Consider the following 23,755-nt stretch of genomic DNA (forward strand, 5'->3'; position numbering starts at 1 on the left):
TCCAAAACAAGTATCCCTATCGTGCAATCACTTTAACAAACTAAATCGCCGCATAGCTTCCGATGGTTCCCAGAAGTCGTGCGGGAACTCAGGCGATTGAGGCAAACCGACCGTCGTCGCCAACTCCGCGAGCTCAATTGAATATTCGCCGTGAACATGCCACTTCATAGATGCGGGAAAGAGAAGATAAGCATTAGTAGTCGACAGCGCAAACACGGGACCCGCATCTTTACTGGGCGCTTCATGGAGTGCCTCAATATACTCCCTCGCTGTCATGCTGATATCCAATTGAATCAAGGGAAATACACCGAATTTTTTCTCAAATTCGGTACTTTCTCCTTGCTCTATATCATAAAAATAGACGGTCTCGTCCTCGCTAAGTCGACTGAGTTCAACGATATACGGCCAGAATCCCTTCACCAGAAACTCACTCCATTCGAAATAATGAAGTGATGCTTGTGAATTTTTTCTATCGACCTGCCAATGCTTTAGCGAACTCGCTTGAGTCGATATTCGTTCGTACATGGCGGCATCATCTATATAAGTCATAGGTAGTCACTTCAAGCGAATTTTGCTAACTAAGTCCCCGCCCACCAAAAAGTCGGCAGAAGGTCCTCCTGTGGACGTGGCTTCATTCCGCACCGTGTACTGCACGTCCCCCTTTGTATATAACGTAACATCCTTTGCACCGCCCTTCGAGCTCGCGGAGAATCCATTGCTCAACAGATTACTTTCAAACTGAGCACGGGTGAGGTCGACTGACGCATTTGGAGTGCTACGCCCGATGGTAACGTCTACCCGGCCAGTCGATGCACCCGCTGCCTCCGGACCTCCCGCCACGCCGATCGCGTTGTAAATAGCTTGCGCTATTCTCAATGCCGGGACTAAAGCAGCCTCCGGATATACAGGCGTAATTGCATTGCTCTTGCCAGCGCCCTGCCCGAACGGATCGAGCTTCGTACAAGCAGCCAATCCGTCCGGATCACTAAAGTTCACCGGATTGTTGCCTACATACGCATACCAGTTCAGGTCATCCTTGTACCCCACCGGATCCGTCTGCAGAAACCTCCCCAACGCAGGCGAATACATCCGGGCCTTGTAATAGTACAGCCCCAAATCTGTTTGCCTTGACGCACACTCCCCTCGCACGGACAGCAATCCCTTACCTAGCAAGGTTTCCCGCCTATCACGTCCCGTTAGAAGGGGAATTTTTCCAGACGCGAGTTTCCATTACTTCGCATCTCGAAACAAGTTCAACATTCGGATCGTTACGCGGTAACGCAGACGTCGCCAGCGTTACCGCGTAACGCTTCAGATATCCAATCTGAGCCGTCCATCGTAATAGTCGGCCTGGCCGCCGCTCGATTTGCCCGCCCGAGCAAGCGCCACCTCTTCGGCCTGCGTCAGCAGCCGTTCCAGCATCGCCCGCTGCGTGAGCCCGTAACAAGCCGCCACACGCTCAAGCGCGCGCTTCGCGTGCAGGTCGATCACCAGGCTTAGCCGCTCGCCTTGGCCGTTCTCGTCTTTCAGATGCCGCTCTCTAAACGCCGCTTGCCGCTGCGCACTGCTCATTGCCATCACTGCTCCTGTGTTGTCCGTTACCCAGTAACGATATCGGTTCGTGCGTCCCCACGTAACTAGCCAAACGGCTAACGTGAGGGCTGGTTTTTCATTACGCCGTAACGGGTTTTTTTCAGACTGGGTTGGGGATTCGGCCGCCGCACACCGGTACGCTGAACAACTCCCGCGACCGCTCAACGAACCCGCCAGCGCCGACCCCGTCAAGGCCGCGTAGCGCCCGCAGGGCTTGGCCTTGACGGCCATCGGTTCTCGACGCTGGTTCATGCGGTGCAAGACGGGTTTTAGGCTTGCACCGCATGAACAACGCCGTAGCTTTTGATGCTTCGTATCGGTGGGTTTTCCGTTACGCAGTAACGGCTGATTGGGGAGCCCCTTGGGGGCGGACGGGGGGAGGGCTGCGAGCACGGAGCGAGAGGCCGCTTGCGGCCGAAGCCCGAGCGCAGCAGACGGCCCGGGCGGGCCGGGCTCATTCCCTTTCCTGGCCGCGACGCGGCCCCTGTTATGTCCTGCGTGAAGCGCCTTGCATGACTTGGTGTTGCGTATTCCACGCCGGCCGCCACGCGGCCCTGATCTCTTCAAGCGCGCACGCGCGTGACCCGGCCGGGGGCGCCAGACATAACGCAAATTAGCGATGGGCGACGGGACAGGGCGCAACGCGCACCTACCCGGCGCCCAGCGCTAATTTCCAAGCGTTATGTTCAATTGGCCGCCAGGCCAATTTACCCCCGGCCTCGTTCCCCGGCCGCAAGGCCGCTGGACCGCTTGTTACTCAGCCTTCGGGCCGACAGGCCCGCACACGATGCCTGTGCGCCTTGATTCGTTCACCTGGATACGTCGTTGACTCTTCGTTCATCCGGCATCGTTGGTGACGTTGCGTCGGTCATTTTTCTTGCTTTTTAATGAGGACCGTTCCGTCATATCGCACCAGCTTTCGCCGAATCCGTTTGATCTTGTCAACCTCGTAGACGACCTCCCATCCATCGGTTTGTCGAGAAGCGATCCGGTCGGGTTGGCTCCAGGCTAGTTTTATATCTTTGGCATCCATTTCTGCCTTGAGACCTGATTTCTCAAGCCACTCATTGTCGACTTGCTTTTGTTCTTCACTAAAAACGAGATACTCCTTCAAATCCTTCCCAGCCGTGTACAGCAATCCCAGCCACTCAATCACTTTTAATCTCCTTGGTGCAACGATTGACCTCTGCTTGCTTTCTTCATTCTGACATCGTCGTTGATTCCTCGTCATTCACTTCGTCGCCATCGTCATCGTCCGCTTCCGCCTCAATAGCAGCTAAGAGAGAAGCGGCATCCAGCCCCGCCGGGTGCGTCGCCGCATGAATCTCCCGAAGCTTGCCAATCGACACATGCGTGTAAATCTGCGTGCTCGTCAGATCCGCGTGCCCCAGCAGCATCTGGATGAACCGCACGTCCGCGCCGTTATCCAGCATGTGCGTCGCGCACGCATGGCGCAGCGCGTGGCACGAGCCTTTATCGATTCCCGCACGGCGCATGTACCGCGTCACGATCGCGCTCAGTTGTCCCAGCGTGAACGCCGTCCCGTAGTCCGTCAGGAACAGCGTCCATTGCTCCGTATGCACCACCAGCGCCGTGCGTTCATCGAGCAGATAACGCTCAACCCACGCGCACGCACGCTCGCCGATCGGCACGAACCGGTCACGCCGGCCTTTGCCCTGCCGGATCGCAATCGTGCGCGTATCCAGGTCGATATCGCCCAACTGCAACTGCGCGATCTCCATCCGGCGCATCCCCGTGCTGTACAGCACCTCCAGGAGCGCGCGATCGCGCATGCCCGTCACCGACTCCAGATCCGGCTGCCCCATCAGCGCCTCGACCTGCGCCACCGACAGCACCACCTTGGGCAACGCGTGAGGCTTTCTCGGCAGCACCAGTTCCGAGCCCGCGTTGTACTGCACGTATCGCTGCCGGGCGAGCCACCGGCACAGCCCCTTTACCGCCACCAGCAACGTATGCTGGGTGCGGATCGCCAACGCGTGACCGTCCGTCTTTCGATGCAAATAAAGATGCCGCTGCCACGTCTCCAGCACCGCCCGCGTGATCTCTTCGGGCTGGCTCAAGCCCCGCGTATCGAACCACTTCACGAACTGCTCCAGCCCCCGCTGGCGTGTGCGCTGTGTCGCCGGCGTGCAGCCGGTCATCGCCAGCCAATCCACGTACAGATGCACATACGCCATCAGCGCATTCGTCGGCTTCTCCTGCGTGCGCCAACCGCCTTCGCGCTGTTTGCGCAACCGCTGTTTCACGCGCGCCGTCACATCGGTCCTTGCGTGTACGCCCCGGAGGAAGTCCCCTTGGGGGACGACGCAGGACTTACGACGCCAGATTTTTATTCTCTCTGAAGTGTGTGTCGGCGCCATTCATCGACTGATCGGCGCTCAGCTTTACGCTGTCTGCCTCGGCGGCGTTTTGACCATCCCGTCCACCCGCCGACCTTGGGCCAACTGCATCCCGACCAGGGGCCGACCGCTCGGCGTTGACCCCCGACCGCTGCGCGTCGTACTGCCATTGTTCTATGTCGATGAGCCCCGACAGGTGAGCCGCCGCGCTGCTATCGCCGTCATACACCAGTTCATATTCGAAGCCCTGACCGCGCGGCGCTCGGTGAATCAGCATGTATTCAAGCTCGGCCAGGCGCGACAGGTGCAGCTTCGCTTGCGTATCGCTCGCGCCCGTCCACTCGCGCACCTCCCGCCGGCTGAACCGCACCGACTCGCGCGGCAACGGCTTCAGTTTTACCGCGCACACAATCTGTTCCAGCACCCGCCGCGTCACCGGCGGCAACTCGTCCAGACTTCGCCCCAAGACCTCATGCACCAGCGCATTCGCGCTCGCGATATCGCCGACCGTCACCTCGATATACGCGAGCTCCGCCCCCGCGTGCCGCACCGTTTTGACCTCCCGCTGGTGCTGGTGCAGCAGCGCGATCGTGTCGATCAGGGTTAAGTACTTTTCATGATCACGCCGCATGCGCGTCTTGTCCGACAGGAACGTCAACTGATCGGCAAACGGGTTCACCACCGCCAACGGTTTTAACAACCGCTGCGCGTTACGGTGTAACGCCAGAATCTGTTCCTTCTGCGTCTTCAGCTTCAAGCCGCCGAGCGTTCTCTTCTGCCGTTGCAGCCGGTGAATCGCCTCGGTCTGCTCGCGCCCTTCGTCCACCGTCAGGATCAGACACCGATTCAAGAGCTCTTCATCGATCTCGATGGCGGTCGTCGTCAGCATGATCGACACCGGCCCTTCCACCCGGTATTCCTGCGTGACCAAGTTGCCCGTCTGCGCATCCTTGCCCGTGCTCGCGATCGTCAGCTCACCATCGCTTTGCAAGAGCTTGAGCGCATACGCCGCGCGGCTCGCGCCCTCCTCCTCGCAGATCGCCAGCACCTTGTGCTTCAGGTTCGTCTCGCCCATGTAGAAGAGGCTCTGCCCGGTCATCGCCGAGTACTTGATCCGCTCCTCCTCCGGCACGAACGCCAGCACCGCGTCCATTAATGAACTCTTGCCCGCCGCGCTCGAGCTCTGGATCACCACCGCCAGCGGCGCATCCAGTTTTCTGGACACAGCCGCCAGATACCCCACGATCTTGTTCGTCTCCTCGCCCACCACCCCGCACGCCGCGAAGTCCGCCAGAATCCGCCCGAGCAAATCCGGTTCGCGCAGCAGCTCCAGCGCTGCGCGCTCGTCGGCCGCGCTCATCTGCACGCCGGTCGCGGGCGCAGCAGCCGCCCCCTGCAACATCTCCAGCTTCAGCAACATGCGCCCGAGATCGGCCTTCACCGTCTCTTCCTTTAGCCGCAATTCAGCCGCCGCTCGCGCCACGTAATTCGCCCGCGCTTTCGCGTGATACAGATCAAACGTGTCGACGTGGAACCATTCGTGGCAACTGGCCAGCACGTTCACTTTCAAGAGGCCAGCAGCCTTCGCGTCAAACCCGCGCACCCGATACCGCACCGCGCCCAATGTGAACACGATCTCCGCGTCACTCACCACGCATTCGAGAGCAAGTGCCGGCGCGGCAGGCGCAACGCTGGCCGCAACCGTTGCGATCTCCGGCGCTTCGGCTTGTGCCACGTCAGCTTGCGTCACTTCGGCTTGCACTGCCTCGGGTTCCGGCTCTTCTTTAGCCGCTAATTTAGCCGCTAAGAGAGGAGCCGGCGCAGGCGCAGCAGCAGCCGTCGCGGCCTCATCATCGTCAACAGCAACAGCATTGCCGCGTAACGCCTGGACTTCCCGAGCGCCTGGCTTCACCGCCACTGACGCCACACTACGCACCGGCCCCTCCCCATTTCCCAGCCACTCGGCGCTGCGAATCAGCACGCCTAAACTTTTCACCGCCGGGCTCACCTTCAGCGCGTATTCGTTTGCATCCAGCCCGTGCGGGAACCGCAACCGGTAACACCCGAACCCTTCTTCCGTCAGCCGTTCGGCCAGCTTCACCGCTGCCGCATCACCCGCTTCATCCCGGTCATACGCAATCACCACGCGCTCAAGCCCCACCTCGTGGATCAGCGCCAGATGATCCGCTGTGAACCCCTCCACGCCCCACGAGGCTGTCACGTTCCGATACCCCGCACACCAGAACGTCAGCGCATCGATCACCGATTCACACAGGATCACTTCCTTCTGACCACGCAAGCCCTCGGCGTTGAACACGCCCCGGCGTGGCCCGGCCAAGTACAGGTGATACGCCGTCCCCGGGCGCAGGTTGTCGCCAATCTTGCGCCCGTACAAGCCCGCAACGTGTCCCGCCTCGTCACGCCAGTTGAACACGATGCTGCCGTTCAGGTGTTCATGCCCGCTCTCGCGGATCACGCCGATCTGCTGCAAGCGGCTGCGGATCGCATCGCCCGCACCGCGGTTCTTCAGCGGCAGACGAAGCCCAAGCGTCCGGTTCGCAAACCCCAATTTGAAGTGCTCCACTGCCCCCGCAATCCCGCGCTTCTCCAGATACACCAGCGCCTCGGGTGAACCCTTCAGCGTCTGGTGGTAGTAATCCACCACCTGGTCGAGCAGCGCCGCGTCATCCGCGCTCACCGATACCGGCGACTCCAGCACCCGCACCGTCGAGCGCACCGGGCCAATAGCGGCTAAAGAAGGAATCCCCTCCCGCAGCAACTCCACCGCGTGCCGAAACGAGATCCCGTTCGCCTTCATGACCCAATCCACCGGACCACCACCGATCCCGCACCCAAAACAGTGCCACAGGTTCTTCAACGGCGTCACCACCAGCGAGGGCGTGCCGTCAGCATGAAACGGACAGCGCCCGCGCCAATCACGGCCCGACTTCGCCAGCTCAATCCCGTGCGCACGCACGAGCTGCTCAACCGACACCTCGGCCTTCATGCGCTCAAGCTCAGTTTCGGGAATACGGGCCATGAATCGTCCTTCGGCTAAAAACCTGTCAAGACCACTTGAGTGGATTTATAAAGTTTACTATACTGTACTTTAGTCAGGTAAGTGTATTTTCAGGGGATAGCATCATGGTCTATGCACTTTCTTGGTCGCCAGCCATGTCTTTCCCGTCCCGCTTGACCGAGCTGCGCAAGCAGCGCGGCTTTTCTCAACAAGTCATGGCCGACGCCATCGGCGTTCATGTCAACAGTTGGAAGAAGTACGAGAGCGGCCAGGCTCTGCCGTCCTCCGAAGTCTTGAAGAAGATGGCCGTGGCCCTCCATGTCACCGCCGACTTCTTGCTCTTCGATGAACACGAGCGCGGTCCCGACAGCGATCTCACCTTGCAGTTCGAGGCCATCAATCAGTTTTCACAGGAAGAGAAGCACGTCGTGCGCGAACTACTCGAGGGCTTGATCCTCAAGTACGAAGCACGCAGATGGAATAACCGGACCCCGGAACAGAGCCCGATCCGTTAACGAAGCGCGGGCCGTGAGTGCGTCAACACTCACGGCCCGCTGACCACAACCAACTCACTGAAGGAGTTGACCATGGCTAACGCCAATCATAAAGCAGCCGCTGGATTTCCTGAACGCTCCGTCAAGGTTCAACAGTCTCTTCGCTATCAAGCCTGGCCTTCACACCTGAACAAGCCGCCCAAGCTTTACCCATGGATCAAGCTCTCCGGGCTCTGGATCGAACACGCCGGATTCCTCCCCGGTCAGCAAGTACGCGTCACCGTCGAGCACGGCAAACTCATCATCACCGCCGCTTAAAACAACGAAGGGCCGCGTCAGCGGCCCTTCATCTTTTACACTATCGTGCTGTCGCGCCAGCGACCCTCTTCTTCGTAAAAATGACGTAACGCGTCCGGATCGCGCTCTAAAAGGCCGTCGTAGTGCGATGGATCAGTAATCAGCCTCTCATAACCCCAGAGAGACTGCAGCCCCCCTGTGTTATGCAGACTAGCCGCGTAGAACCAATCGCCTGGTAATTTAAGATTACAAAGCTCAAATATCTCCAGTGGAAACCAATTAGGCAAATGATATTCATCTGCCAAAAGAACCTGAATTGCTCCGCACCACAACGACATAGCGAATACTTCATATTCTTTGTCGACTACAACCGAGAATTCGGACCCGGTGGTGTAGCCAAGACGAAGATACATATCTGTCAAGTCTCGCCCACTATTACTTTTGCAGGTTACGCGCATGATTTTCACTTAGTGAATTTGAAATCATCAACTGCTCCCGTTGTCACATTTCTCACGTAATGCACCTCAATGCCATTGACCATTTGCGTCATTTTCACCCACCCTTCAGAGCCAGGCCAACGTGCGTCAGTCATACCGCTCTTCAGAGGAACGACGGATCCTTTTCCGGGATCAGAAATGGCTTGCTTCATCGCTAGTTGCTCGTTCAGGCTATTTGCAACCGTTCGTCCGGTTGAGCCAAGCCCAAGTGCTCCGCCCCCTGGTCCAGGCACCCCGATCTTGCCGTCTTCGGCCATGCTCGCGATCGTCGACTGACCAAGCGCTGCGCGCTCCTTTGCGAGCAAAGCATGCTCTTCCTGTTGCTCTTTCAACGCTTTGTCTGAACAAGGCGTCAGCCCCGTCGGGTCAGTCAGATTAATCGGGTTGTTGCCCACATACGCATACCAGTTCAGGTCAGCCTTGTACCCCACCGGATCCGTCTGCAGGAACCTCCCCAACGCAGGCGAGTACATCCGGGCCTTGTAATAGTACAGCCCCAATGGCGCCAGGTACTGCTGCCCCGTGTATCCGAAACGCGAGGTCGGCGTGCCCTGGGTCTCCCCGAACGGCCCGTACGCTTGGCTGCTCGTCGTCGCACCCGTTACGTTCGCCAGCGCCACAATACTGCCCTGCTGGTTCGCGTACAGCCAGCTCTTTGCGGTCGTGCCGACTCCCTCGTACTGTACCAGCGGCGCGTCCACTCCCGGACCGAATACATAACTACGCGTCAGCTGGCCGGCGCTGTTGTACTCACCCGCCAGGTTCTGCCCGTCGTACATCAGGTTCGTGTCCGTACCATTCACCGTGGTCCGCACCAACCGGCCTTCTGGATCATATCCGAGCGTTGCGCTCGTGCCAGAGCGGCTTGCGGTCTTCATCCGGTTATCTGGATCGTAGCTATACGTCCACGATCCGTCGCCCGTCAAATTGCCGTTACCGTCGTATGTCACCGCCGTTCCCGCTGCACTCGTGTACTGGTTCAGTGCGTTCGACGCGTAAGCAGTGCTCGCAGCCACCGGTGTCCATCCGTACCGGTTGTTCGTCACGCTCGCCTGCTTGATCTCTCCAAGCTGGTTCCGTGTAAAACTTCCCAACCAATCCTCAGTGCTGCTCGTGAAGCGGTGGTTCAGGTTCACAAGCCATCCCGACCCGTCATACACCGCCTCCGTGCGTGTACCGTTGCCCAGCTCCACCAAGGTCCGGCGGTTTAGCGTGTCGTAGGTGTATTTCGCCAGGCTCTGCGTGCCGTTCTCCAGCATCTGCGTTGGACGACGATAGCTATCGTAAGTAGTCGCTACGTGAAACCCATCAGGCCAAACGATGTCCGTCAGATTGCCCGCCGTATCATGACTGTAGCGCAGCGTCCTACCCGCAGCACTCGTCTGCGTCAACTGCCCTAGCCCGTCGTAGCTGTTCGTAACGGTATGGCTACCGTCGCCGTACTGCGACGCTGTCTTCAGGCCCCGTAGGTCATAGCTGAACTGCACATTACCCACCCCGCTAGGGAACGTGCGCGTCACCAGCCGGTCTAGAGAATCGAAGCTTTGAGTGATCGTTTGGCCATCGCGCTTTCTCAAAGCAATGAGGTTGCTGTTCGCATCCCATGTGTACTGTTCGTAGTTGTTCCCATCCCCCATGCCTGGCTGGCCGTTCAGCGGATAGTGCGTGCGATACAGCCGATCGTGGCCATCGTACAGGTTGACCGTCGTGTTGCCTTTCGCGTCCGTTGTCAACCCAATTGTGCCGTTCGGGTTGTAAACGTAACTCACGTAGCTCTGCTCCAGCCCGGTGCCCACCGCCTTCCGGATGCTCTTCACGCTATCGTCCGCGTTGTACTCCATCTTCGTGACGCGGTTACCGCCGTCCGACGCATCAATGAAGCGCACCACCAAGGAGGGACGATGATGGTCGTCGTACGTTGTATCGTTGTACGGCGTCGGCGCGAGTTCAACGGGACACGTGCTCACACCGGCGGTTTTTCCAGGTCCCCAGACACGCGTCACATCACCCATCGCGTTGTAGCGTTTGCATGTCACCATCGCTCCGCCGATAACCGCCACGCCACGGCTGATCTCGCGGCTGTCGGCGTCGTATCCGATAACTTCGTCGGCGCCGAGCAAGTTTGCGTTGCTGCGTATCACATTGCCGCGCTTGTCGTAGGTGTTTGTGACCGTCGCAACGCCATCACGCTTGCTCGTGAGCAGTCGCCCTTCGTTGTCAAAGGTCATGACGGTTTTGGTCGCCAATCCGTCCGCGTCCTTGACCATGGTTGCGGGTGTGTAGTCCGCCGCGTAGCTGGTAGTCGTCGTGGAAGTCCGAGTTGAATCGATTTTTTCGACGCTCCGTATCGGCCTTAAGTAGGCGGGGCCACCTTTCGCGGTAGACAGGACGGACTCATAGAAGAAGCTGGTGGCCGGGTCGGCCGGCGCGCCCGTCAAAGACCGCGTCACGTATGTCGGGAGCCATCGCAAGTACGAGAATTCACTTCTCTGGCCCTTGGCATCAGTAACAGTCTTGACATTGCCGAACATTGGGTCGTACGTGAAGCGCTGCGTCAAGACAGAATCACCTGAGCCCGACTTTGGAAACCGGGAAATAGTCAGGACGTTATGCGTGCACCCCTTGAGCTGGCTGGTAGAACTAACGCACGTTGCATCGTCGTACGTGTATTCGGTGCGATTTCCCTCTGGACGCGTTTCACGAACAAGGCGGCTTTGCCCATCATATTCTTTGGTTGTCCAATTGCCGACCGGATCACTGACCTGAAGTAGGTTGCCCTCACTGTCGACATAGTTGGTACGGGTCGATCCGCCAGGCCCCACTTCTTCGCTGCGATAACCCGCGAAATAGTAATTGGATAAGTTACCTGCAGCGCTCACTTGCGTCTGTACGCGGCCTAGCGTGTCATAGGCATTGGTGGCGACCGCGGTATTAGGAAAGGTTGGCTGGAAGAACTTCGTCATACGCCCCGGCAGATCGTACTCAAAGCGCGTTGTAAAACCGTCGGGATCAGCCTCGCTGATCAAGTTGTCTTTTGAGTCGTAGGTGTAGCGTACAGTCTGCTGTGGACTACTGACGCTTTGTAAGCGATTGTTCGCGTAAGCAAACGTCAAGCTGCGGCCGGAACTGTTGTCCACTCGCGTAAGCAGGTCACCACTCCAAGTAAAGTTTACTAGCCTGTTATCCGAATGGAGGTAATAGGCAACCTTATCGCCATTAAAATAATAGGATGTACCGGCTAGCGTTACATATTGCGCTGTGGTGCCTGACACATCGAGACGCACGGCCTTACCCGGCGGGGCACTAAAGCTGCCATCCGGTAAACGCGCGAAAACATCGCTGTTCAAGCCGAGTGTCACAATTCGCGTGTTGTCGACCAGTTGGTCACCGAACCAGCGTTGCGCTATGACCGCGCTGAGGAACTTTTCCGCCGGAGCGGTCCTATCATTTAGCAGATCTAGCGCTGCCTTGTGCTCGATGATGGTACCCACCGCATCGATTGCAAGCCGGTCGCCCATCCCGATGAAGCCGTCCGACGCGGTACGAAAGCGAATGTCATAGTTGTGTGACCAGCCTTTGCCTAATGCGCCACTCTGAGTCTTCATTCCACTGCTGTAAAGACGCTGGAATTTCAGGCTATCCGGCCAATCACCGTAGCCGGTTTTGATGTCCTGATGCTCGTAGAGAAAATTGCCGTGCACCATGTCAATCGGGTCTTTGGTTAGCGACTCCGAGGACGCAGGCACATTGGTCTGTTTTTGTTGCGACTGCGAATTGTTGATTGTGGAAACGTTATTAGCCGCCGCTGGAACGGGCTTGGTATAAAAACCGCCCGAGAGCCCCCCACTAATTGTAGAACCCAGTAAGAGCGTATCGGCCGTACCAAGAACGAAATACCCAACGCCTTTCCAAGTGTTCTCGGCCAGCTGACAGTTACCAGGGATCAACAACTGATAGCCCTGTTTCAAATAGTTTTGGAAGTTGGTGAGATGAGCCTGGCAGTTGACTAACGCGGGCTGAATTACATTCGTGTAACGGCCGCCCCCGGTATTGTAGATAGTCAGTCCCTGGCTCATCGCCAAATCAAGCAGCTTAACTGTTGATACTGCTGATACGCCCGAGGTTTGATTGACCGCCGTGGACTCGAGTATCGACAAATGCATTCCGTTGCTTTGGAACACAGCCTTTTCAAGTGTCCAATCACCGGCCATCTGGACCGTTGAGCTTATGTTGCTGGGAAGATCGACGTACGGGCCCTGCTCATAGCCAGCAATGCCAACCTGGTGATGTTGAATTGTGTACGCATTCGCGAGGCGATCCGTAATGGAGGCGCTGTTTGTCGTCTGCGATACCCACTGCGCACCCAACACACCAAGGCTTGCGCCAAGTACTGCTTCGCTGGTTTCAGCATTACCGGCCGCACGGAGATCTTCCAGATTTTTCAGATAATTTTGCGACAGTCCGCGACCAGTCGGCCCCCAACCATTAACTACCAAGTACGTGCCGCCACCCTTGATGTGTTGGTCAAAAGCATGATCAGCATTTCCGTTGACATACCCGTTATGCCAAACGACAAAGCTAATGACGCTGTCGGCGCCCGGCGCCACCGGATTTCCAGGTGCACCTACAGCCTGACCCTCGAGTTTAAGCACCGGTTGGTTCGACGCGTTGTATGTAATCGTCAGGCGCTTACCGTAAATTGCGTCGGACGTGAAGGTTTGATCGATGCCCTGATAAACCACGCGCACGGTTGGTTTGAAGCCAACAGGAATGTCGACCCACTCTTGCGTGTTCCAACTCGCATCAAGCAACGGATTTTGCGTCTGCCGAAGCGTGCCGGCGTAGAAAGGCGTGATCGATTTGCCGCCAATGATGTCACTGATAGTCGCAGTCGGCTTATTTTTTCGGATCCAGGTCGCGAGATTGGTCGAGGCGGTCTGCAAGTCGGTCCGAATACCTGCCCGGTTCAAACCGCGCACCAGATCAGGCGTGACGGTCGCGCCCGAGGTGGCGTTCTTGAGAAACGCTGCCGCGTTGTAACCTGATGCGACATTCAAGTCCACAGCGGACTTTACCGAATGTGGTTTATAGCTAGGGTCGAACGTATACCAAGTGCCGCCAATATTTGCCTTAACCCATACGTGCTCGATCGAGATGTCGGTCATTGGCGCATTCAACGAGGGACATGTGCCCGCCTGCGGTGCGTTGATGCTGTACACCGGGATTTGAGTCTCGCCCATCAGGTTCAGTACGGCGCACACATTCGTGGTCGGCAAACCGTACCAATCAGTAAACTGCTGAGCGCTAAGCTTGATCACGCCGCGAACAAAACGCGCGTCGTATCCAGACGTGCGCAGCAGCGAGACCATCAGTTGTGCCTGATCGAACGCACTACCCTGATTATCGAGCAACGCGCCGAGCGCACCTTTGTGGATGCCCCGGACGGGATCGATCTCAATATTATTCCGAACATATTGATAAATCAGGTCTGGGTGGTAGCGCAGCGCCCGGGCGAGTTCTTCGATCGAAGCGGGGCCGGGCGGAGCGTCGTTGCTGACAATGCCATTAGCACCCGTGACGCCGCCACTGCGAAGCAATCCTTGCTTCGGTGGTTCGAATTTTTGCAGGCGAACATCATCAGCCGCTGAATGCGTGCGCTTGGTGTCCAGCTTCGCGAGCGTTTCTATCGTGCCACCAAGGTTGATACCCGCAGGCAGGTCGCGCGCCACCTGGCTATCGTGCGCCATGGCTTCTGCTTCCGTAACCGGTAGCATGACTGCTCGAATGCTGTTCGGCTGGGGAGCAAATTCCTGAACCGAATCCGTTGGGCCGGCTCGCAGCAACTTCGGCTTGGACGGCTCGCGACCGCGGCGGATAACCGGCTGTGGCCCAGATTGCTCGGCATTCGCTGCAGCTGAGTTGTCAACGACAGCAGGCGTGGTGCTGGAGAACTGAACATTGCCCGCTTCAGCCGTGCTCACAAACAGGGTGAGCAGGCTTAGCAGTGTATTAATCACAGCGGGACGGACTGATTTACGTATGCGAGTAGCGCTGCGACTGATCGCGCGATTCTCTATTGATGCGGTATCGGGCATCGAAATCTCCTCGAAAATTGTTGTTTTTTGCGTGCTGTTCACTGCTGCCGAATTTGCGCGCGCAGTGCACCCTCCCCGGTTCGAAGGGGAAGATTTACTAATTAGGTTAACGAATTAATAGATGCCGAAATCCAGTCTGCGTAAAGCCGAAAGCGTGCAGAAGGTTTCTAGCGGCGCTGCCGATCCGTCAAGCTTATTTTCCGGCAGGTGCAGTCGTGGCACCGATTACGACGGTGCGCTCGTGACAACGCTGGTGCGGTTACCGGCGGTGTCATAGCTATAGGTGACGGTAGTAGTCTTGACACCGTCGCTGTACGCGATCTTGGTTAGCCGTCCCAGTGCGTCATAGGTGTAGTTAGCGTTGCTCGCGGCAAACGCCACTGTTGAAAGCGCTAGCAATGCCACGCTCACCACAAGACCCGCCGTCTGCAGAATTCTCTTGTGCATCGTGTGACTGCGAACAGCATCGGGCTGCTCGCCCGACCTGCATTCCGATACGCCTGTTCTCACCCACATCTCAAAATCCCCTATTTTAATTTCTGTTGGTCGTAACGATCATCGTGCTGAAGGGGCGAGCCATAGTCCCACTAATGCAGTGATGCCTTACCTGTTCCGGGCCGCGTTACTTGCCTGAGAGCGCCTCGACATAATCTCTCAGTATCGCTGAATGCCAACGAATCTTACATACTACTTAACACCCGATCAACGCATAACTCCACGAGCAACTGGAAATCCGAACTGCGTCAACAACAACAGATATAAAGTGTCACAAACGCCAAAAAATATTGCCAACCGGAACGATAACGTGCAATGCTTTAAATCCTCTTGAAGAAAGACACATACCAATCTATGTAGTACAGCTCATCTATCTCATTAACTTTCCAGCTTGTGAAACTGCACTGACCCATCGATTGGATTTCACCGCAGTCGCGTCGCGGGGTCGGTATTCAACGCACGCAACTGCCCGCGAAACAGCAGATTACAGACCATCTTGAAATACCAGCCGGGCGGTGGCGCGCCTGGAAAAAAAATGACCAATACATAGTAAAACTATGAAAATTTCAAAGATGGGAAAGCAACAAGGCTTCACCCTGCTCGAGCTGCTGGTTGTTCTGGTGATCATCGGATTGCTCGCGGGAATCGTCGGACCACGACTGTTTGCCAATGTGGACAAGTCGAAGGTGACTACGGCAAAGGCACAAATCAGCGTGTTGAGCAAAGCAGTTGATCAACTGCGGTTGGACATCGGCCGCTACCCATCCGCGCAAGAAGGATTGCCCTTGCTTTCTTCGCCGCCTGCCGACGGTACCCCGGGCTGGAGCGGACCCTATTTGACCAAGGCTGTGCCATTGGATCCGTGGGGCATGCCGTACCACTACGTCTATCCTGGGAAGCGCAATCCGGATTACGACATTGAGTCGTACGGTGCGGACAAGAGGCCGACAGGCACCAATGAGAACGCGGACATCCATAACTAAGCTACCTCCTTTTCCCTGACGTCTTCAAGTGAGCAATTCACACTGTGACAAAATATGTGTTGCTCGGCCTGAACGCGCGCGGTGAGCTACAGCAGTTCGACCTGCTCGCTTTGAATGAAGATGAGGCTCAGCGAGAGGCCGCGCAGCGCGCAAGGCAAGCCGATGTGCAGGTAGTGGAAGTCTGCGCCGCCCGCGCTGGCAAGACGGGGTTCTCCCGTCAACATATGTCATTTGCTCGTATGTTTCGGAGGGCCCGTTTCGACTTATCCCTGTTCGTCTATGAACTCCTAGCGTTGCTGCGCGCAGGGCTAGCTCTGACCGAGGCACTCGAAACGCTAGACGAGCGCCGGCGGCAAAACCAGCCAGGAGCAGCGGAAGAGAAAGGGCACTATGTGCTGTCCGAATTGATTCGCCTAATGCAGCAAGGAAAATCGTTCTCAGTTTCGTTAGCCGCGCATCCTGACTGCTTTTCCGCGTTGTTCGTCGCCATGGTGGCAGCAAGCGAGCAGACGGGCGGGATGACACAGGCGCTCGAGCGCTATCTGCAATACGACGGTCAGGTAAGTCTTGTGCGGCAGAAAATCATTGCGGCCTCGCTGTACCCGGTGATGTTGCTGATCACGGGAATGGTTGTCGCCTTTTTCCTACTTTGGTTTCTCGCGCCGCGCTTTGGACATGTGTACGAGGGAATGACACATGCGGAACTACCGCTGATGTCGCAGTGGCTGATCAGCTTCGGACTGTTTGTCAGCGACCATACGCTAGCGTCGCTCGTCTGCCTGACCACCACGTTCGCGGCCACCGTCGTACTGTCGATGCGCCCGGCAGTGCAGCAGCGATGCCTCGTACTGCTCGGACGCATCGCATGGATAGGCGCAATGTTGAAGCTGATGCAACTGGCCCGCTTCTATCGTTCGCTAGGGATGTTGTTGCAAGGCGGCGTTGCGCTGCTCCCCTCCCTCACTATGACGCGTGAGCTATTACCTCTCCCGCTCCAGGCCGGCCTTACGCGGTCAATGTTGAGCATTGCGCAAGGCAAGAAGATGAGCGAGAGCCTGGAACACGAAAGTCTGATGACTTCGGTTGCCCTGCGCCTATTGCGCGCTGGCGAGCGTAACGGCCAGATTGCGGGAATGCTGGAGCAGGCCGCAATGTTTCACGAGCGTGAGATCACGCAATGGGTTGATCGGTTCGCCCGCCTGATTGAGCCCGTTCTGATGCTGATAATGGGATTGGGAATCGGCTCGATCGTCGTTCTACTGTATTTGCCTATTTTTGATCTGGCTGGGAGTCTGCAGTGATCGGTCAGGATAGCAAGCCACTTACAGACGTCGCACGGCATGCCTCACTGATCGCGCAGGCGAAAGAACTCGCGCTAGCCGATGGCGCGCCGATTCTGACCGTGCTGGAAAAGCTTGGAAAATTCACACCCGACGAAATGTTGCTATTCGCCACGAGCGAAAGCGGCATGCCGGTTCAACGCCTTGCGCAGATGGAGTCGTCGACGCCGGATTTCTCCGTGTTCAGTTACGCAGACTGTCTCCGGCAAAATTGCGTTGTTCTAACCGGTGTCGCGAGCTACGGAGATAACACTGGCAGTGAAGAACTCAGCCGGATCTTCGTCTGCGACGATCCATGGAACAGCGCCCTGATTTCACTCGCAAGTTATCGACTGCCGGGTTACTTCGATCTGGCTTTTGCTCATCCGCTCGAACTCAAGGCGCTGCTCGCTCGCTTTGGCAATGATCAAGAGGCGTTGTCCCAACTGATCCGGCTGGACAGGACGAAGACAGACACACTAAATTTCGAAGAGATTTCTCTCACGTCGATCGCCGGCGATGAAAGCCAAGTAGTGCGCCTGGTGAACTCGACGCTCTACGACGCACACAGCAACCGTGTCTCCGACATCCATTTCGAAAACTCCCTGCGCGGGCTGACGATCAAATATCGGATCGACGGTGTGATTTCCACTGCACGCGCGCTACCGGATCCTGGTCTGGCCGAGCAAGTGGTTTCACGTTTGAAAGTGATGGCGGAGTTGGATATTGGTGAGAAGCGGGTTCCACAGGATGGACGGTTTTCGGTATCGCTGCAGGCTCGCGAAGTAGATTTCCGCGTATCGATAATGCCCGGGCTGTTCGGTGAGGATGCCGTATTACGCATTCTGGACCGACAGTCACTGACAACCGACATGGCGCAACTGAATCTCGACATGTTAGGTATTGATGCGACGACAAGCGAGGTGATGCGGCGATTGGCGAATCAGCCGTACGGCATGCTGCTTGTTACTGGGCCGACCGGCTCCGGCAAAACGACCACGCTATACGCAACTCTTTCCGAGATTAAACGTGGTGACGACAAGATCATCACTATCGAGGACCCAGTTGAGTACCAACTCGAAGACATCTTGCAAATTCCGGTGAATGAGAAAAAAGGGCTGACGTTCGCGCGCGGGCTTCGCTCGATTCTGCGACACGATCCCGATCGGATCCTGGTAGGCGAGATCCGCGATCGAGAGACGGCCGAGATTGCGATCCAGGCCGCTCTAACCGGTCACCTGGTCTACACCACGGTTCACGCGAACAACGTGTTCGATGTGCTGAGCCGTTTCAGGCATATGCAGATTGACCCATATAGCTTCGTGAGCGCACTTAACGGCGTGGTGGCGCAACGGCTCGTACGGCTTGTCTGCACTCACTGTTCAGCGCCGTTCACACCAGACGACGCGCTCCTGCAGGATTCCCGTGTAACGCGCGAATCGCTAGCGGACGGCCATCTGATGAAAGGTGCTGGTTGTGCGCATTGTCGCGGCAGCGGTTATCGCGGCCGGCGCGCCTTGGCGGAAGTTCTCGTGCTAGACGACGACCTGCGCGATGCGATCCTGCAACAGGTCCCGGCAAGTCAACTAAAGGAAATGGCGCGCCAACGCGGTATGCGCTTTATGCGCGAACAAGCCGTGGATGCAGTGCGGCTGGGGCAGACCACGCTGGAGGAGATTAATCGTGTCACCTTTACTGGATAGTTTGCTGACTCATCTCGCTCGAAGCATTCGCACGCTCCGTGCAAGACTCAGCCGTCCCGAGCGTCTGCTGATTTACCTCAGCCGGGGCGGATTGGCAGTCTGTGTAGTGAAAGGCCGATTCCGGCCAGTGGTACGAATGAAGGCCATCTTGCCCGTTGCCACGCTGGACTGCGATGACACCCACGGTGTCACGGCTGCCCTCGGCGCCTTGACCGAATGGCTGAACGTGCATCCGATCCGGGGCGTGATCGAATGGGTCGTTGGCATCGACTATGTCCGTTATCTGTTGTTGCCGTGGGATGAGCGTCTCTCAAGCAGGCCGTTTTGCCACACGCTGGCAGCTGCGCTGTTCGCGCAACAGTTCTCCGGAAGCGACATTTCGTTTTCTGCATACCAGTTGCGATTCGCACGCCTCGCGTTCGGTCGCCCGCGACTGACGGCACTGATTCCGACCGAATTGCTCTTCGAACTTAACGAATTTGCGTCGCGCCACCACTGCCGCTCCCGACGGATAACACCGGCGTTAAGTGTGGTCTGGGACAGTCTCTTCGCTCGAATGAAAAACGATGCTGGTGTGCTTGCGCTCGTTGAGGGACAGCGTCTGCTGCGCGTGAGCTATGACCGCGGGCAATTCACTTCCGTATCGGTCCAGCCCTTCTCCGAAGAGCGGTCGCCAGTCATCCCGAGCGACATTACATACCTTTTCCCGCCGCGGAACATCACTGCGCCAACGGGAGAAGAATTGGCGCTGCAAGGCCCGATTTCCGGCGATGACCCACGCTTCGCGTACGCACTTTGCGGGGTGCTCTGAATGGCTCGTCTGAACTGGGATTTTGCCCAGCGTCGTTGGTGGACTCAATCGTGGGCGGCAATCTGCGTCGTTGCGCTATTGGGTTGCGTTCATGCGCTCTGGTGGCGGCATGACCTGCTGCAGCAGCGTGAACAAATGATAGGGAAAGCTGAGGGAGCGTCTCGCCGTGCAGCAGCCCGCGTGCATCCCGTTTCTGTTCCTGCACCTGCCGCACTCAACCTGGTATTTGCGGAAATGCGCTATCCATGGGTCGATGTACTGAACAGTCTGCAGCATGTAACGAAACCGGGTCTTGAATTGCTCACGTTGGAGCCGGACGCCGGCGCGATCCGTCGTGTGCATATCAGCGGGGTAGCAGATCAGCCGAAAGATGTGTTCGACTTAATGGCGGCGCTGCAGAGCGACCCCTCGTGGTCTTCGGTGGAACTCGTCAGCCAGACCAGAAACGACGACACAGGGTTACCACAGGTCAACGGTTCGATAATTCCGGGGCTGCCCACAGCCTCGCGGCGCAGCGTTTCCTTCTCGCTGATAGCCGAATGGGGACGACCGTGAACCGGAAAAAGCTTCGGCAAATAGTCTCCTGGTATATCGCATGTGGCTTGGACTGGTTCGAGTGGCAATACACCATTGCAGTGGGGCTTGTGCTGCTATGGGTGACGTTGATCTGCGCAATCGATTATCCGCTACACGCGGATTCTCGACAGATGACATCGCGGCTGGCTCCGCACATAGCCCTTGAACAGGCAAAGCCCCGCTTGGCCAAGCGGGACTTAACACCACGCGATCTGGCGCATGATTTCGTAGCCTCGCTGCCTGAATTCAACGAGCACGTAGAACAGCTTCGTGCGTTGAACTCGCTGGCGGACAAAAACAGCGTCGTCATCACGCGCATCGATTACCGGTACGAACAGTTGCCCGCGCTGCCGATCAGGAAGCTCGCATTACGCATGGACGTGAGAGGAGACGAAGCGCAGCAACAGTCGTTCTTGCGAACGACGCTAAACGCGTTTCCAAACTTGTCGGTCGCGCGTCTCGCATATACGAAGAGTGCAGATGGAGCCGCGAAGCTCGATCAAAAATTGGACCTCAATCTTTACTACCGGCTGCTCCCAAAGGCAGCCTCGTGAAGCTAACTGTTTCAACACCGGTGCAGTTGGTATTGATGACGACAGTGGTGGGCTCGATCTTCTTGCTACTCCGGCCTGAATCTGTCGAACTGCCTCTGCCTCCCCTTGCGAGGGCGTCGTCCACTGCAGGAAGGGAGACCGCAGCCTCGAAAATTTCTGAGCGAGAGGACCGACCGTGGAGTCGTCCGGTGCTGCCCGATCCCGTGGCACCCAAGCCGACCGCTCAGCAAGCTTCAGGAATGCCCCCTCTTCCGGGCGCGGGTAGTACCGCGGTCACGGGCTCTACGCCGCCGTTGCCTCCGCTTCCAGACGCAATGACGCAACCCGACGTGGTTTATCTGGGCCGGATGATCAAGGACGGCAAGGTACAGGTCTTTTTTGCATCGAACGGTGATCCGGTCGTCTTGAGCATCGGAGAAGTGCTGAACGGCATCTGGCGCATTCAGGCGATCACGCCAACCGATGTCGCGCTTCATCACTTGCAAACCGGGGAAACGCGGCTTATTGCGACAGGCGGCAGCGCTGAAACGCATCCGATTGGCGCTGCGCCGACTCAGGTCGGCCACCGTTTTCTCGCGAGCCCAACCAAACAACGGCAACAGGCCGACTAACAGGCAGACGGATGAGTAATGAGCGGTTTTGGCAGCAACGTTTCTGCGCGCACGCAGTCAGTCATGTGCAACGACCGACGCTAGCGCTGTGCGTCAGCGCAGTCGTATTCAGTATCGGTGGGTGTGCCGGCTACAGCGACTGGCGGGATGGAGACAAACTGATTAAGGAAGGTAAGGTTAGCGAAGGCTTGGGGAAAATGCAGCAGGCATCAGCAGAAAATCCGGAACAGTACCGGATGAAGTTCATCGCCCAGCGTGATCGCGAAATGCAGTCGATCATGCAAAAGGCTACAGCAGCACGCTACGACGACCATGCCGACGAAGCGCTAGCCGCGTATCAGGACGTGCTGCATTATGACCCTCAGAATACCGAGGCATTGCGTGGTGTTGGATTGATCGCGCGCGAGCAGCGCGAAAAGACTGAACTGGACGAGGCGCGAGCAGCGATCGGCAAGAGCGATGCCGCCACCGCCAGGCAATTGCTTAATGCCATCCTGTCTGAAAACCCCAGCCATACCCAAGCGCGCCAGATGCTGCAGCAGATCGACGCGCAGTCCACACGCGCTGCAATGGTGCTGCCGGCGCTAAACCAGTCCCTGCAGACTCCAGTAACGCTGGAACTAAAGGACGTCGACATCCGCTCCGTCCTCGCGATCCTGACGCAGACGTCTGGCATCAGTTTCGTACTGGATAAGGACGTCAGCCCCGATCTCCGAACCACAATCTACGCACGAAACACTACGGTCGCTGACGCTCTGAACCTGATCCTGCAGACGTCCCAGCTCGACAAGAAGATACTGAACGACACCACCGTTCTCGTTTATCCGGCGAACGACGAGAAAAGAAAGCGGTATGACGATCTGGTCGTGAGGTCTTATTACCTGAACAGCGCAGACCCCAAGAAAGTTCAGGAAATGCTGCGCGCGGTGGTGGCGCCGAAGTCAATTTACGTCGATGAGCGCCTGAAGATGTTGGTGGTGCGTGACACCGAATCAGTACAGGACACTATTCTTCGCCTGATCGACCTATACGACATTGCGAGCCCGGAGGTAATTCTCGAGGTGGAAGTCCTAGAGGTAAATTCCAACGACTTGCTCAACTTGGGCGTCCAATTTCCGACCAGTGTTAGCGCAAGCCTCGTGGGTCCGGCCGGCGTCCCTGCCAGCCTGACACTCGATCAACTGAAAGGCTTGAACAAAAACAGTTTTCCGTTGACCTTTCCCGATCCTTTTGCTGTCTTGAACCTGCGTCAGACAAGCGGTAGTACGCACACCTTGGCAAACCCTCGCATTCGGGTGCTCAATCGAGAGAAGGCCAGCGTGATGATCGGCGATAAGGTGCCCGTCATCACGTCAACCGTGAATCAGAATTCAAATGCGATCACCGAATCGATCAGCTATCTTGATGTCGGCCTGAAGCTGGAAGTGGAACCTGAAATTCATATCGACAACGATGTGACAATGCACGTCTCGCTGGAAGTCAGCAACATCATCAAGGAAGTCCGCTCATCGGCTACTGGCCTGCTCGCCTATCAGATCGGCACACGGAACGCGAATACCGTACTGCGCCTGCGTGACGGTGAGACTCAGGTTCTGGCTGGATTGATCAAGACCGATAGCCAGGAATCCGGTACCCACATTCCGGGTCTAGGGAAAATTCCGGGACTTGGGCGGCTCTTTTCCAACACCAACGATACCAACGCGCGCTCTGAAATCGTTTTGCTGATCACGCCGCATGTGACGCGCTCGCTGGCAGTACCAGGTTCCTATGCGCAGGCGTTCCCAAGCGGGACCGCCGAGCAAGTGTCAGCTCGCCCACTGCGTCTGACGCCCGCCGCACAATACAGTGATTCTGATAGCTTGCCTGCTCCGGTCGCTCCGCCGCCCTCATCGGGACTGAGCGCCGCCGCTATTGCGTCAACCTCAGTCGTGCACGTCGCAACCGATCCGACAAACCCGCAGGGCAAAACGAACTCTGTACGGTTTGACTTGGCAGTACCGTCTCAGGCTGCGTCGAAGACGAGTTTTACGGTCAATCTGCTAGCCAATGGCCCGAGCTTTGAAACAGCCGAACTAGATCTCATGTTGGACCAACCCGAGATTGAACTGCTCAAGGTTGAACCGCGCACGGGTGTGAAGGTGGATGCGAAGCAGGATGGCAACCGATTCCATATCACGATCGGAAAAGCGGCGGCTACCGGCTCTCTCGCAATGATCACATTCCAGGCAGATCACCCGACGAACGGACCGCTCAACCTGTCCTTGCAGAACCTGAAGGTGGAGAACGAAAACCATGAGCAGTTGGCCGTCACGGTGGCGCTTCCAAAACAGATTCTGGTGTCGCCGTGA

The 23,755-nt window shown here is 57.2% G+C and carries 19 protein-coding genes; 10 read left to right on the forward strand and 9 right to left on the reverse strand.

All coding sequences use genetic code 11. The features are described from left to right. Positions 1-27: 27 nt before the first annotated feature. The 6 genes from HB376_RS26325 to HB376_RS26350 all read right to left on the reverse strand — a co-directional run bounded on the left by HB376_RS26325 (position 28) and on the right by HB376_RS26350 (position 6,993). Positions 28-549 carry a hypothetical protein gene (locus tag HB376_RS26325; protein ID WP_213766668.1) on the reverse strand — a complete coding sequence of 174 codons (522 nt, stop codon included), beginning with the start codon at positions 547-549 and terminating at the stop codon, positions 28-30. Positions 550-555: 6 nt separating this feature from the next. After that, positions 556-1,116, reverse strand: coding sequence for an RHS repeat-associated core domain-containing protein (locus tag HB376_RS26330; protein ID WP_213766669.1), 561 nt, complete (start codon positions 1,114-1,116; stop codon positions 556-558). A gap of 195 nt (positions 1,117-1,311) precedes the next feature. Beyond that, the gene (locus tag HB376_RS26335; protein WP_213766661.1) at positions 1,312-1,578 is read right to left on the reverse strand and encodes a hypothetical protein; all 267 of its coding nucleotides are present in this window, start codon (positions 1,576-1,578) and stop codon (positions 1,312-1,314) included. 883 nt (positions 1,579-2,461) lie between these two features. Next, entirely contained in the window at positions 2,462-2,749 is a 288-nt protein-coding gene (locus HB376_RS26340; protein ID WP_213766662.1) for a hypothetical protein, read from the reverse strand. Positions 2,750-2,792: 43 nt separating this feature from the next. Continuing rightward, positions 2,793-3,860, reverse strand: coding sequence for a site-specific tyrosine recombinase XerC (gene xerC, locus HB376_RS26345; protein ID WP_346730587.1), 1,068 nt, complete (start codon positions 3,858-3,860; stop codon positions 2,793-2,795). A 67-nt stretch (positions 3,861-3,927) separates the two neighbouring features. Then, positions 3,928-6,993 carry a CHC2 zinc finger domain-containing protein gene (locus HB376_RS26350; RefSeq protein ID WP_213766664.1) on the reverse strand — a complete coding sequence of 1,022 codons (3,066 nt, stop codon included), beginning with the start codon at positions 6,991-6,993 and terminating at the stop codon, positions 3,928-3,930. Positions 6,994-7,097: 104 nt separating this feature from the next. Here HB376_RS26350 and HB376_RS26355 point away from each other — a divergent pair, with 104 nt between their 5' ends. Next, on the forward strand, positions 7,098-7,487 hold the full coding sequence (locus tag HB376_RS26355) for a helix-turn-helix transcriptional regulator (protein ID WP_213766665.1): 390 nt from the start codon (positions 7,098-7,100) through the stop codon (positions 7,485-7,487). Positions 7,488-7,559: 72 nt separating this feature from the next. Then, positions 7,560-7,784: a SymE family type I addiction module toxin gene (locus tag HB376_RS26360; RefSeq protein WP_213766666.1), complete on the forward strand. Its 225-nt coding sequence runs from the start codon at positions 7,560-7,562 to the stop codon at positions 7,782-7,784. Between the two features lie 35 nt (positions 7,785-7,819). Here the strand turns inward: HB376_RS26360 and HB376_RS26365 are convergent, their stop codons facing one another. From HB376_RS26365 to HB376_RS26375, 3 genes are all read right to left on the reverse strand, one after another. Further along, positions 7,820-8,230: a hypothetical protein gene (locus HB376_RS26365; protein WP_213766670.1), complete on the reverse strand. Its 411-nt coding sequence runs from the start codon at positions 8,228-8,230 to the stop codon at positions 7,820-7,822. Further along, positions 8,227-14,355: an RHS repeat-associated core domain-containing protein gene (locus HB376_RS26370; protein WP_213766671.1), complete on the reverse strand. Its 6,129-nt coding sequence runs from the start codon at positions 14,353-14,355 to the stop codon at positions 8,227-8,229. Before HB376_RS26370 ends, HB376_RS26365 begins: the two co-directional genes overlap by 4 nt. A 225-nt stretch (positions 14,356-14,580) precedes the next feature. After that, on the reverse strand, positions 14,581-14,802 hold the full coding sequence (locus tag HB376_RS26375; protein ID WP_213766672.1) for an RHS repeat domain-containing protein: 222 nt from the start codon (positions 14,800-14,802) through the stop codon (positions 14,581-14,583). A gap of 620 nt (positions 14,803-15,422) precedes the next feature. Between HB376_RS26375 and gspG the strand changes: the two genes are divergently transcribed. From gspG to HB376_RS26415, 8 genes are all read left to right on the forward strand, one after another. After that, positions 15,423-15,833, forward strand: coding sequence for a type II secretion system major pseudopilin GspG (gspG, locus tag HB376_RS26380; RefSeq protein ID WP_255631581.1), 411 nt, complete (start codon positions 15,423-15,425; stop codon positions 15,831-15,833). A 44-nt stretch (positions 15,834-15,877) separates the two neighbouring features. Next, positions 15,878-17,134 carry a type II secretion system F family protein gene (locus tag HB376_RS26385; RefSeq protein WP_213766674.1) on the forward strand — a complete coding sequence of 419 codons (1,257 nt, stop codon included), beginning with the start codon at positions 15,878-15,880 and terminating at the stop codon, positions 17,132-17,134. A gap of 101 nt (positions 17,135-17,235) precedes the next feature. Next, positions 17,236-18,855 (forward strand): GspE/PulE family protein, encoded by a 1,620-nt coding sequence (locus tag HB376_RS26390; RefSeq protein WP_346730588.1) that lies wholly within the window; start codon positions 17,236-17,238, stop codon positions 18,853-18,855. Next, positions 18,836-19,666 carry a hypothetical protein gene (locus tag HB376_RS26395; protein ID WP_213766675.1) on the forward strand — a complete coding sequence of 277 codons (831 nt, stop codon included), beginning with the start codon at positions 18,836-18,838 and terminating at the stop codon, positions 19,664-19,666. Before HB376_RS26390 ends, HB376_RS26395 begins: the two co-directional genes overlap by 20 nt. Then, positions 19,667-20,221, forward strand: coding sequence for a PilN domain-containing protein (locus HB376_RS26400; protein WP_213766676.1), 555 nt, complete (start codon positions 19,667-19,669; stop codon positions 20,219-20,221). Between the two features lie 152 nt (positions 20,222-20,373). Next, positions 20,374-20,796: a hypothetical protein gene (locus HB376_RS26405; RefSeq protein ID WP_213766677.1), complete on the forward strand. Its 423-nt coding sequence runs from the start codon at positions 20,374-20,376 to the stop codon at positions 20,794-20,796. A 239-nt stretch (positions 20,797-21,035) separates the two neighbouring features. Beyond that, positions 21,036-21,407, forward strand: coding sequence for a hypothetical protein (locus HB376_RS26410; RefSeq protein WP_213766678.1), 372 nt, complete (start codon positions 21,036-21,038; stop codon positions 21,405-21,407). A gap of 11 nt (positions 21,408-21,418) precedes the next feature. After that, positions 21,419-23,755, forward strand: coding sequence for a secretin and TonB N-terminal domain-containing protein (locus HB376_RS26415; RefSeq protein WP_213766679.1), 2,337 nt, complete (start codon positions 21,419-21,421; stop codon positions 23,753-23,755).

It is taken from the genome of Caballeronia sp. dw_19, assembly GCF_018449515.1.
In the GTDB taxonomy this organism is placed as follows: Bacteria; Pseudomonadota; Gammaproteobacteria; order Burkholderiales; family Burkholderiaceae; genus Caballeronia.